At 72.7% G+C, this 11,536-nt stretch carries 11 protein-coding genes and 1 pseudogene; 6 read left to right on the top strand and 6 right to left on the bottom strand.

Translation table 11 applies throughout. From position 1 onward, the window contains the following. Nucleotides 1-190, bottom strand: a pseudogene (locus VFH10_RS04890) (acyl-CoA desaturase); the annotation flags it as partial. 19 nt (nt 191-209) lie between these two features. Beyond that, entirely contained in the window at nt 210-1,322 is a 1,113-nt protein-coding gene (locus tag VFH10_RS04895; protein ID WP_325126523.1) for a ferredoxin reductase, read from the bottom strand. 130 nt (nt 1,323-1,452) lie between these two features. On the opposite strand from VFH10_RS04895, the gene msrB reads away from it, so the two are divergent. Further along, a complete protein-coding gene (msrB, locus tag VFH10_RS04900) occupies nt 1,453-1,869 on the top strand; it encodes a peptide-methionine (R)-S-oxide reductase MsrB (protein ID WP_325126526.1) in 417 nt (138 codons plus the stop codon). A 16-nt stretch (nt 1,870-1,885) separates the two neighbouring features. Here msrB and hemQ read toward each other — a convergent pair whose 3' ends face one another. Beyond that, complete coding sequence (gene hemQ, locus VFH10_RS04905; protein ID WP_325126527.1) at nt 1,886-2,581, bottom strand: hydrogen peroxide-dependent heme synthase; 696 nt, start codon at nt 2,579-2,581, stop codon at nt 1,886-1,888. A 12-nt stretch (nt 2,582-2,593) separates the two neighbouring features. Continuing rightward, nucleotides 2,594-4,030 carry a protoporphyrinogen oxidase gene (gene hemG, locus VFH10_RS04910; RefSeq protein ID WP_325126529.1) on the bottom strand — a complete coding sequence of 479 codons (1,437 nt, stop codon included), beginning with the start codon at nt 4,028-4,030 and terminating at the stop codon, nt 2,594-2,596. A 72-nt stretch (nt 4,031-4,102) separates the two neighbouring features. On the opposite strand from hemG, the gene VFH10_RS04915 reads away from it, so the two are divergent. Beyond that, on the top strand, nt 4,103-5,053 hold the full coding sequence (locus tag VFH10_RS04915) for a DUF4349 domain-containing protein (protein WP_325126531.1): 951 nt from the start codon (nt 4,103-4,105) through the stop codon (nt 5,051-5,053). Nucleotides 5,054-5,145: 92 nt separating this feature from the next. On the opposite strand, the gene hemE is transcribed toward VFH10_RS04915, so the two are convergent. Further along, nucleotides 5,146-6,201 (bottom strand): uroporphyrinogen decarboxylase, encoded by a 1,056-nt coding sequence (hemE, locus tag VFH10_RS04920; protein ID WP_325126533.1) that lies wholly within the window; start codon nt 6,199-6,201, stop codon nt 5,146-5,148. A gap of 70 nt (nt 6,202-6,271) precedes the next feature. Here hemE and VFH10_RS04925 point away from each other — a divergent pair, with 70 nt between their 5' ends. Beyond that, nucleotides 6,272-6,871, top strand: coding sequence for a DUF3000 domain-containing protein (locus VFH10_RS04925; protein WP_325126535.1), 600 nt, complete (start codon nt 6,272-6,274; stop codon nt 6,869-6,871). Then, complete coding sequence (locus VFH10_RS04930) at nt 6,871-8,220, top strand: ribonuclease D (RefSeq protein WP_325126537.1); 1,350 nt, start codon at nt 6,871-6,873, stop codon at nt 8,218-8,220. The genes VFH10_RS04925 and VFH10_RS04930 overlap by 1 nt, the downstream gene beginning before the upstream one ends. A 22-nt stretch (nt 8,221-8,242) precedes the next feature. On the opposite strand, the gene VFH10_RS04935 is transcribed toward VFH10_RS04930, so the two are convergent. Then, nucleotides 8,243-9,694 carry a sugar ABC transporter substrate-binding protein gene (locus tag VFH10_RS04935; RefSeq protein WP_325126539.1) on the bottom strand — a complete coding sequence of 484 codons (1,452 nt, stop codon included), beginning with the start codon at nt 9,692-9,694 and terminating at the stop codon, nt 8,243-8,245. Between the two features lie 150 nt (nt 9,695-9,844). On the opposite strand from VFH10_RS04935, the gene VFH10_RS04940 reads away from it, so the two are divergent. Both VFH10_RS04940 and VFH10_RS04945 read left to right on the top strand, forming a co-directional pair. Then, the gene (locus VFH10_RS04940) at nt 9,845-10,624 is read left to right on the top strand and encodes a hypothetical protein (RefSeq protein WP_325126540.1); all 780 of its coding nucleotides are present in this window, start codon (nt 9,845-9,847) and stop codon (nt 10,622-10,624) included. 10 nt (nt 10,625-10,634) lie between these two features. Next, nucleotides 10,635-11,258, top strand: coding sequence for a hypothetical protein (locus VFH10_RS04945; RefSeq protein WP_325126542.1), 624 nt, complete (start codon nt 10,635-10,637; stop codon nt 11,256-11,258). The last annotated feature ends 278 nt before the right edge of the window (nt 11,259-11,536 follow it).

Genomic DNA, 11,536 nt, shown 5'->3' on the forward strand with positions numbered 1-11,536 from the left:
TCGCGAACAGGGTCACCCGCCCGGCGGCGGCGAGCCCGCGCTGGATCTTGATCAGCCGGTTGATGTACGCCGCATCGGCGTCACCGCGCGACTCCTCGATCTCGGCCCGGATCGCGTCGAGCTCGCGACCGAGCTCGTTGACGTCCTCCTCGCTGAGGTGGGTGTACTCCTTGACGTCGGCAATGGCCATGCTCTCGGGTGTCCTCTCGTCAGATGTCGAGCGTGCAGTCACCGGCTGCTGCAGTGACACAGGTCTGGATCGGTTCGTTGGGCCCGGTGAGCTCTTCGCCGCTGCGCAGGTCGCGCACGGCGCCCTCGATGAGAGTCAGGGTGCAGGTGTGGCAGATGCCCATTCGGCACCCGTAGGGCATCCCGATGCCGGCTGCCTCCCCCGCCTCCATCACGGTGGTGGCGCCGTCGGCCTCGTGGGTCTTGTTGGAGTTGCGGAAGGTGATCGTGCCGCCCTCGGCCCCGTCACCGCCGAGGTCGAGGGTGAAGCGCTCGAGGTGAAGGGAGTCCTCGCGCCCGGCCTCGCGCCAGTGCTCCTCGCAGGCGTCGAGCATCGGTCCGGGACCGCACGCCCAGGTCTCGCGCTTGCGCCAGTCGGGGCACACCCGGTCGAGGTCGGACATCTCGAGCATGCCGTCGACGTCGGTGTGCTGCTCGTGCATCTGCAGCTTGTCGTGGCGCTGCGACATCTCGACCAGCTCGTCGCGGAAGATCATCCGGTCCTTGGTGGGCGAGCTGTAGGCGAGCACCACGTCGGGCATCGTGTGGCGCCGGTCGAGGGTGCGCAGCATCGCCATCACCGGGGTGATCCCGCTGCCGCCGACCAGGAACAGGATCCTTTCGGGAGGCGGCTCGGGCAGCACGAAGTCACCGCTGGGCGCGGCGAGCCGCACGATGGTGCCGGGCTCCAGCCCCTCGACCAGGTGGGAGGAGAGGAAGCCCTCCGGCATCGCCCGCACGGTGATGGCGATGGTACGGCCCGAACGCTTGGGCGGGGAGGACAGCGAGTACGAGCGCCAGTGGAACTTGCCGTCGACCTGGATCCCGATGCCGACGTACTGGCCGGGCTTGTGGTCCCAGTGCCACCCCCAGCCGGGCCGGATCACCAGGGTGGCTGCGTCCTCGGTCTCCTTGATCACCTTCTCCACGCGGCCGCGGAGCTCGCGCGCGGTCCAGAGCGGGTTGACCAGCGAGAGGTAGTCGTCCGGGGAGAGCGGGGTGGTGAGGCGGGACCCGAGCTTGCGGACGCTGGTCCAGCTGACGTTGTCGGCGACCTTGTCGGCGACCTTGTCCGCGACATTCCCTGCGACCATCAGGCCGGGTCCTCCCATCTCTCGTCCGCCGCCACGTCAGTGAACAAGCGTACACTCGATCGAGTCAACCCCGCGGCCCGCAATGTGGCTCCACCGCGCTGCCTTGGGGAATCCGACTACCGTGTACCCCATGTCGTACGAGGTGAACAAGACCGACGAGGAGTGGCGGCAGCAGCTGTCCCCCGAGGAGTACAAGGTGCTGCGCCAGGCGGGCACCGAGGCGCCGTTCACCGGTGAGTACACCGACACCAAGGACGTCGGCGTGTACCGGTGCCGCGCCTGCCGGGCCGAGCTGTTCCGGTCGGAGACGAAGTTCGACTCGCACTGTGGCTGGCCGTCGTTCTACGCGCCCCTGGCCGAGGACCGCGTGCAATACATCGAGGACCGCAGCCTCGGTCGCGTGCGCACCGAGGTGCGCTGCGCGAACTGCGGGTCGCACCTGGGTCACGTCTTCGAGGGTGAGGGCTACGGCACCCCCACCGACCTGCGCTACTGCATCAACTCGATCAGCATGACCCTGGAGTCGGTCGACCAGCAGGCCGGCTGATCGTCACGTTTGTTCGTTAAGGCAGGGCTGTGACCAGCTCGGTCGGCGTACGGCGCCGACCGGTGTAGAACGGCACCTCCTCACGCACGTGTCGCCGGGTCTCGGACCCGCGCAGGTGACGCATCAGGTCGACGATGCGGTGCAGCTCGTCGGCCTCGAAGGCGAGCATCCACTCGTAGTCACCGAGCGCGAAGCTGGCCACGGTGTTCGCGCGGACGTCGGGGTACTCCCGCGCCATCCTGCCGTGCTCGGCGAGCAGCCGGCGGCGCTCGGCGTCGTCGAGGAGGTACCACTCGTAGGAGCGGACGAAGGGGTAGACGCAGACGTAGTCGCGGGGCGTCTCGTCGGCCAGGAACGCTGGGATGTGGCTCTTGTTGAACTCCGCGGGCCGGTGCAGCGCGACCTGGGACCACACCGGGTCGAGGCGGCGGCCGAACGCCGTACGACGGAGCTGCTGGTAGGCCTCCTGCAGGCTCTCCACCTGTTCGGCGTGCCACCAGACCATGAGGTCGGCGTCCGCGCGCATCCCGCTGAGGTCGTAGAGGCCCCGGACCACCACGTCCCCGGCGCCGAGCTTGGCGAACAGCTCCTCCACCTCGCGGGCCTCGGCGTCGCGGTCGGCGTCGGCGAGGACGTCGCGCAGGCGGAAGACCGACCACATCGTGTAGCGGATGACGGCGTTGAGCTCGCGGGCCTTCTTCACCTCGGACATGGGCCCATTGTCTCAAGCGCTCCCACGGGACACGTCGGCGGTGGTCGCCGTGAGCCCGTCGACGATGCGGACCGCCGCCCGCTCGGCCGAGGCGATGCACGCGGGGATCCCCAGACCCTCGTACGCCGAGCCGCACACGGCGAGCCCCGGCTTGCCCGCGACCTCGGCCCGGACGGCCGCGACCCGGTCGAGATGCCCGACGGCGTACTGCGGCAGCGCGCCGCCCCACCGCTGCACGTGGCTGTCGACCGGGCGGCAGGACAGCCCGATCGCGGCGGAGAGGTCCGCCAGGGCGGTGTCCACCAGCTCGTCGTCACTCACCTGGAGCACGTGCTCGTCGCGGTGCCGGCCGATCGAGCAACGCACCACCACGACGTCGCCGTCCGCCCCGGCCTCGCGCACCCAGTCCCACTTCGCGAAGGAGAACGTCGCGGCCTTCACGGTGCGCCCGTCGACGGGCGGCACGAGGAACCCGGAACCTGCCACCTCCGGGAAGGCGCGGCTGGGGAACGCCATCGTGACGATGGCCATCGAGGCGTACTCAATGCGGGCCAGGGCGAGGGCGGCCGCGGGGGTGATGTCGCTGAGCAGCCGTGCCGTGGCGCGAGCGGGGGTGGCGAGCACCACCGCGTCGTACTGGAGGACCTCGGGGTCGCGGGTGGAGCCGACGACGAGGTTCCAGCCACCGCCGGGCCGGTGGGCGAGGTCGCGGACGGTCGCCCCGGTGCGCACGCGGACACCGGGCACGGCGGCGAGCGCCTCGGCCAGACGGCCGAGGCCGCCGCGGATGCCGGCGAAGACGGGCGGAGCGGGGCGGTCCGGGGGCGGCATCGTGGCGGCCGCGGCGCGCACCAGCGACCGGTCGCGCTCGAGCAGGGCGACGACCTGGGGCACCGCGGCGCGGGCCGAGATCTCCCGCGCGTGCCCGGCGTACACGCCGCCGAGCAGGGGCTCGACGAGGCGGTCCACGACTTCCTTGCCGAGCCGCTCCTCGACCAGGTCGCCGACGCTCATGTCGCGGTCACCGAGCTCGGTCGGTGGCAGCACGGCGTCCATCGCGGCGCGGGCGAGGCCCTTCGCGGAGATCACGCCGTCGAGGGCACGCAGGTCCACGGGGACGCCCATCAGGGTGCGTGGCATCGGCGCGAGCCGGCCGCGGCTCCACAGGTTGGCCGTGGTGGTCGCCGGGTGCACGACGTCGTCGGCGAGCCCCAGCTCCCTGGCCAGGCCCACGGCCTCGGGCCGACGGTGCAGCATCGCCTCGGCCCCGACGTCGACCACCACTCCCCCGACCTCCGCGCGGCGCAGGCTGCCGCCGACGCGCGGTGATCCTTCGAGGACGGTGACCTCCGCGTCGGGCAGCAGCGTGGTCAGTCGATGGGCCCCCGCGAGTCCGGAGACGCCGCCACCGACCACCGCGATGCGGACCGGTTCGGGGCGTGCAGGCACGGGCCCAGCGTGGCACAGGCCCGGTCGCGCCGGCCGGGGGAACCGTGCGCCGGTGGGCTGCGTCACAGCGGCATGACGAAGCTGCACAGGCCCCTCATCGGGATCCTCCTGGCCCTCCCCTCCCTCCTGCTGGTCGGCGCCTGCGGCATCGGACAGGGAGACGACGGCGGTGGCGACTCCGCCACGACGGGTGAACCCGCGTCCGCCCAGGCTGAGGACGGGCCGAAGTCTGCCGGGTCCGGCCGCGGCTCCTCGTCGTCCGACTCCGGGGCGACCGCGCTCGAGTCCCGGAAGTCCGCTGAGGCGGCGCGCCCGGCGAGCACCGAGCCCATGGCCCGAGCCGTCATCTCGACCGGGCAGGTGACCATGACCGCGACCTCGATCGGCAGGGCCGGGTCGGAGGTGCTCCGCCTCGCGACGTCGTGGGGCGGCACCATCGCGGACGAGCAGACCACCAGCGACCACCGGGGCCGGATCGTCGACTCGACGCTCACCCTCCGGGTGCCGACGCCGAAGTTCTCCGAGGCGATGATCGCGCTCTCGCGCCTCGGCGAGGTGACCGAGCAGAGCCGGAAGTCGGAGGACGTCACCACGCAGGTGATCGACAACAAGGCCCGCATCCGGGCCGCCGAGCGCAGCATCCGGCAGATCGAGCGGCTGCTCTCCCGGGCACGCGACCTCGGCGACATCCTCTCCATCGAGTCCGACCTCGCCCGGCGGCAGGCCGACCTCGACTCGCTGAAGTCCCAGCAGGCCTGGCTGGAGGACCAGACCTCGCAGAGCACGATCAACGTCTACATCAGCCGGCCGGCCCCGGCGGACGCCGAGGAGCGCGAGGCCCGCGGGTTCCTCGCCGGTCTCGACGACGGCTGGTCCGCCCTGGAGGGCGCGACGGTGGTGGCGCTGACGATCCTCGGGGCCCTGTTGCCCTTCGCGGTCGTCGCGGCACTGGTCGGCGCGCCGGCCTGGCTCGTCGTACGACGGCGGCGAGGGGTTGCCCCCGCGCCCACCGCCGAGGCCTGACCAACCAGAACTGCCCGGTCACCACGTTTCGGGCAACCAGAACTGCCCGGTCGGCGGGTTTCGGGCAACCAGAACTGCCCGGTCGGCGGGGTTCAGGGGGTCTGGGAGTGCTCGTGGACGAAGTCGGTGAGGCGGGCGAGCTGGTCGGGGTCGGTCGAGGGGATCACGCCGTGGCCGAGGTTGAAGATGTGCCCGGGGGCGGCCCTGCCTGCCCCGAGGATCTCGCGGGCGCGGTCGAGCATCACCTCGGTCGGGGCAAAGACCAGGGTCGGGTCGAGGTTGCCCTGCACGGCCCGGCCGCCGACGCGCTCGATGCCCGCGGCCAGCGGCACCCGCCAGTCGACACCGACCACGTCGGCGCCCGCCTCGCCCATCAGATCGAGGATCTCACCGGTGCCGACCCCGAAGTGGATGCGCGGCACCCCGGTGGTGCCGATCTGCTCGAGCACGCGCGCCGAGTGCGGCATCACGTGGGCCCGGTAGTCCGCCCGGGTGAGGGCGCCGGCCCAGGAGTCGAAGAGCTGCACTGCGGACGCGCCCGCGGCGACCTGCACGTCGAGGTAGGCAGCGGCGATGCCGGCGATCTTGCGCATCAGCGCGTCCCACACGTCCGGTGCGCCGAACATCATCGCCTTGGTGCGGGCGTGGTCCTTCGACGGGCCGCCCTCGACCAGGTAGGACGCCACCGTGAACGGGGCGCCGGCGAACCCGATCAGCGGGGTGCCGCCGAGCTCACCGACCAGACCCTGCACCGCCTCGGTGATGAACGGGACGTGCTCCGGAGTGAGGTCCGGGATCGCCTCGACGTCGGCCAGGGTGCGCACCGGGTCGGCGACCACGGGACCGACGCCGGGCTTGATGTCGAGGTCGACGCCGACGGCCTTGAGCGGCAGCACGATGTCGGAGAAGAAGATCGCCGCGTCCACGCCGTACCGGCGCACCGGCTGCATGGTGATCTCCACGACGAGGTCGGGCCGCATGCACGACTCGAGCATGCCGATGCCCTCGCGGACCGCGAGGTACTCCGGCAGCGAGCGGCCCGCCTGGCGCATGTACCAGACCGGGGTGTGCGGGACGGCCTCGCCGCGCGCGGCCCTGAGGAACGCGGAGTCCGACAGCGCGGAGCTCGAGGTGGGGGCATCGGACATGGGGGGATCTTCGCAGGTCAGGCGGCGAGTCGGGTCCCGGGGAGGGGGGAACCGGCCTAATCTGTCAAGCATGGCGGCCCCTGACCACCCCCGCATCGAGCCACCCCTGGCTCCGCAGGAGTTCGCGCGCGCCGTGGACCAGATGCGCCGGGCGAAGTTCCGTCCCGAGCTCTTCGTCGAGGAGATGCCTGCTCCCCAGCGGATCGCGCCGTTCGCCTCGGCCCTGTCGGCCGACGTGACCGTGGAGGGAGAGGACGTCGGCTCCGGCCGGGTGGTCGTGCTGCACGACCCGGCCGGCAACGAGGCCTGGCACGGCACCTTCCGCTGCGTGGCGTACGCGCGGGCGGAGATCGACCCCGAGCAGGTGACCGACCCCCTCCTCGCGGCCGTCGGGTGGAGCTGGCTGACCGACGCGCTCGACGCGCACGGCGCGGAGTACGCCGCACCGTCGGGCAGTGTCACCTGCGTCAGCTCCGAGAGCTTCGGTGGCATGGCCGACGAGCCGCCGACCGCACAGCTGGAAATCCGCGCCTCGTGGAGCCCGCTCGGCGACCTCACCGCGCACGTCGAGGCCTGGGGCGAGCTGCTCTGCACGGCGGTCGGCCTGCCCCCTGTCCCCGACGGGGTGGCCACGATGCCCAGCCGTCGTGGACAGCGCGGCCCCGCCTGATGCCTGACCCCACAACGGACGAGTCCAGCCCCGGCGAGACGACCCCCGCCGAGCCGGTCGAGCCGGCGCCCCTGCTCACCCTGCGTGACGGGCTGCCGACGATCACCGACGACCCCGGAGGCCTGCGCACCGTGGTCGAGCGGGTCGCCTCCGGGACCGGTCCGGTGGCGCTGGACGCCGAGCGCGCCTCGGGCTACCGCTACTCCCCCCGCGCCTACCTGATCCAGCTGCGCCGGGAGGGGTCGGGCACGGCGTTGGTCGACCCGATCGCCTACGGCGACCTCAGCGACCTCGACGCGGCGTTCGGCGGCGCGGAGTGGATCCTGCACGCCGCCAGCCAGGACCTCGCCTGCCTGCGCGAGGTCGGACTCGTCCCTCGGCGGCTGTTCGACACCGAGCTGGCTGCGCGCCTGCTCGGCTACCCGCGTGTCGGCCTGGCCACCCTGGTCGAGGTGATCATGGGCCGCTCGATGCGCAAGGAGCACTCCGCGGTCGACTGGTCGCGGCGGCCGCTCCCCCAGCCCTGGCTGGAGTACGCCGCGCTCGACGTCGAGGTTCTCATCGAGCTGCGCGACATCATCGGCGACCAGCTCGTCAAGACCGGCAAGGACACCTGGGCGGCCGAGGAGTTCCAGCACCTGATCGACCACGTGCCCCCACCGCGGCAGGACCCGTGGCGGCGTACCTCCGGGATCCACAAGGCCAAGGGTCGTCGTGGCCTCGCCGCGGTGCGCGAGCTGTGGATCGTGCGCGACCGGATCGCCGAGGAGCGCGACACCACGCCCGGGCGGCTGATCCCCGACTCCGCGCTGATCGCCGCCGCCAACGCGATGCCCACCGCCCGCACCTCGCTGCTGGACACTCCCGGCTTCCACGGCCGCGGAGCGCGCCGCTTCGCCGACCAGTGGCTCGCGGCCATCGACCGCGCACGCAAGCTGCGCGACTCCGAGCTCCCACCCCTGACGATCCGTACCGACGCGCCGCCGCAGCAGCGGATCTGGGTGGAGCGCGACCCCGTGGCTGCCGCGCGGCTGGCCAAGGCTCGGGAGGCGATCAACGCCTTCGCCGAGGAGCACGAGGTGCCGGTGGAGAACCTGCTGACCCCCGACTACCTGCGGCGCGTGCTGTGGCGGCCCCCGGACGCGGGCGCCGCCGAGATGGAGGATGCGGTCGCCCGCGAGCTCGGCGACCTCGGAGCCCGGCCGTGGCAGATCGCCATCACCGCCCCGATCCTCGCCGAAGCCATCGTCGACCCCGGGGAGATCCCGCAACCGCCTCCCGGCCGGTCACGCCACCGCGACCGGAACGGCCGCGAGGCCGACCACGGCGATCAGCCCGCCGGCACCTGAGCAGGCAGCTGACCCGGGGCAACTAGGGCGCCGGCGCGCTCGCCGTCGCGCTGGCCGTCGAGCGCGGCTTCGTACGCGGAGTCGGCGCGGGTGACGGGGCGGACTCCGTTGCCCCGGGCGAGGGCGACGACGTCTCGTCGTCCGGCGTGACCGTGGGGTCGAAGACCGGCTCCGAAGCGGTGTCGATCGCCGCAAGCCGCTCCTCCAGGGGGAGGATCACCGGCTCGTAGAACAGGTCGACCAGCATCCGCGAGGCTCGCGCCCGCACCTCCGGCCAGTGGCTCGAGGTGGGCATCGGTCGGATGTCACGGACCTCCTCGGCGAAGACCGTCGCGTGCTCCGGGAGCTGGCCGGGCTGCAGGAAGGCTTCGCTGTTGAGGACGTCGAGGTTCGCCGGCATCACGTAGCCGGAGGCGGCCAGTGTCTCGGCGCTCTCGTCGGAGATGACGTGGCTGAGCAGGTCGGCGGTCTTGTCGGCGTCGGCACTCTCGGAGATGCACAGTCCCGACATCGACGCGACCGTGGCCCCCGAGCCCAGGCGCGGCAGCGGCATCACGTCGAACACCAGGTTCTCCTGCTCACGCAGCCTGGGCGTCAGCGACCGGTAGCCCAGCATCATGCCGAGCTGACCCGCCTTGAAGCGCTCCAGCGCAGAACGCTTGCGCAGCGCGTTCTGGTTGAAGGTCAACGCAGGGTCGCGGACCAGCTCGAGCAGCCGCTCCATGGCCGAGGCGGAGCTGCCCTCGGACAGGGTGAGCCGGGTCGGCTCGTCCCCGTCGTCGACGATCTCGCCACCGCCCGACCAGACGAACGGCGCGACGTGCTCCAGCTCCGGAGCGACGTACAGGCCGCGGGTGCCGGGCCCACGGGCCTGTGCGGCGGCCCGGGCGAACTCGTCGAGGCCCCAGCCGTTCTCCTGGTCGACCGGGTTGGCTCCCGGCTCGGCCACCTGGCTGAGGTCGATGAGACGGGGGTTGTAGTAGACGACGAGCGGGGAGATGTCGGCCGGCATGCACTGCAGCGCCGAGTCCGCACTGAACGCTGCCAGGCCGCTGCGGGTGTAGCCGTCACCGAAGTCGACCTGGCGCTCGGCCAGCAGGTCGTCCACGCGGCGCAGGGCGCCGTCCTCGTGGAGCCCGGCCATGTCGTCGCGGTCCATCAGGAAGAGGTCCGGCGCCTCGCCCCTCGCCCGACCGTCCTCGAGCGCCCGCATCGCCTCGGCGTGGGTGTCGTAGGGCTGCACGTTCACGACGGTGTCGGGGTTCTCCGCGGTGAAGTCGGCGGCGATCTTGCTGTAGGCGCTGATCACCGGCGGCGGGCCGTAGACCGCGAAGGTCAGCGTGGTCGGGGCGGCCGGGGCGGAGGTCTCGGGGCTCGGCTCGGGCTTCTCCTCCTCGGAGCTGCACCCGGCGGTCAGCAGGGCCAGGGCCAGCACCCCTGCCACCAGCCTGCGCAGTGGTGCCGCCGCCGTCATCTCGCTCCCGCGTCCTCTCGCCCGTTCGTGGATGCGCGCGAAGAGGAGCGCCGAACCGCCGTTTCGCGCACGCAGCGCACACGATAGCGGGACACGCCGCACCGACCCCGACCCCCACCGGGCGCCACAGCCTCCCCCTACGCTGCGTGCATGTCACCGATCCGGCGCGGCTCGCGCCTCGCAGGCGCCACCGTCCTCGTCCTGACGCTTCTCGCCACCGGTTGCTCGATCTCGACCGACGAGGAGCCGTCGGACGCGAGCTCCTCGCCCAGCGCCGAGACCTCCCCGGCGGAGACGGAGACCTCGAGCACGGCGACGCCGACGCTGGACCCGACCCCGACCGAGGCGACAGCGACGCCGACCACCCCCGCGCCCTCCCCCACGGTGGCTCCGCCCACCGCCAGCGGTCCGGAAGCAGCCCTGCTCGCCGCGACGGAGCTCCCCGGGCTCAACGACACCTACACCTGGCGCGAGCAGCGCACCGGCCCCGCCGGCACCGCTCCCTTCGGCATCTGCCAGAGGTTCGACCTCAACTCGATCGGGGCGATGGACACCCGCGAGCGCGTCTTCACCGGCGACGGCGGCAGCGCCGGGCAGCAGATCGCGGACTTCGCCGACCCGCAGACCGCGCTGCGTGCCACCAAGGTCCTCCAGTCCTGGCACCAGGACTGCCGTTCCCGCGTGCGGGGCCGCAACGTCGTGGTGCGACCGATCGAGAACGTCGCGGTGGGGTCCGGCTCCGCCTGGCACTACCTGGTGAGCTACCGCCGCGGCGGTCAGGGCCACTTCGAGTCGTTCGGTGTGGCCGTCTCGGGCACCCGGATGGCGCTCCTGCGCATCGCCCATACCGGCGACGACCACAACTACGAGCCGGGCCAGGACCCGATGGAGCTGGCCGTCCAGGCCGCGGCGGCGAAGTTCGCGAGATGATGCACGGGAGATGACCGAGCGCCGGCACCACCGCCCCTCCCTCCCCGGAGCACACCACTTCGAGGAGATCGAGGGCGCCGTGGACCCGGCCCGGCTCACCGAGGCCGCCGACCGCACGGCGACCGCCCTGGTGCGCGGAGCCCGAGGCGACGTCGACCAGCAGCTCGTCGACCGGGTGGTGCACCTCGCCGACTCCGAGGGCCTGGAGACGCTCGCGGAGCTGTGGGCGGGAGCGCCGTCCGACTCCCTCGCCGGCGCGGTGTGGCGGCTCTACCTGCTGCGGGCGTGGGTGTACGCCGACCCACGGACCGCCGCCGAGGAGTTCGACCTCGGCCGTGCCCACGTGCCCGTCTCCGAGGTGGTCTCCGGGGTCGTGGTCCCCCCCGGCCCCGACGAGGTGCGCCGGCTCGTCGACGAGGTGCTCGGTGGCGTGGTGGTGGGTGACTTCGCCGACACCCTGTTCCGCGCCGCCGCGTTCGCCCGCGTGGCCGCGGCCGGGCGCGCCCATGCCCCCGGTTCCGAGGCGGTCAGCGGCTCGTCGTACGCCTCCGACATCTCGGCGGCCCGGTTGCTCACCCTGGCCGACCAGCTCCAACACGCGGGGCGCCTCGAGCTGGAAGGCACCTTGGGCTGACCCTCCGGTCGTTACACTGGGGCCGCGCGCCGGGCCGCGGCAGCCCCGGGTCCCAACACAAGCCGCTACGAGCGGCCACGCGCCGTGAGGCGCTCCCGGTCCGGCGTGCCCTTCATTTCTCCGACCGGATGCGCGCCGGTCAGCCCAGTTCGCCCTTGAGCTCCAGGTGGGCCGCAGCCTCGAGCTGCTCGCTCATCGTCAGCATCCGGGACGCGTCCGGGCTGTTGAGGTGCGCGCGGCCGACCGCGACGACGCGGGCGAACGCCGCCGCCCGCAGG

The organism is Nocardioides sp. (assembly GCF_035697785.1).
GTDB lineage: Bacteria > Actinomycetota > Actinomycetes > Propionibacteriales > Nocardioidaceae > Nocardioides_B.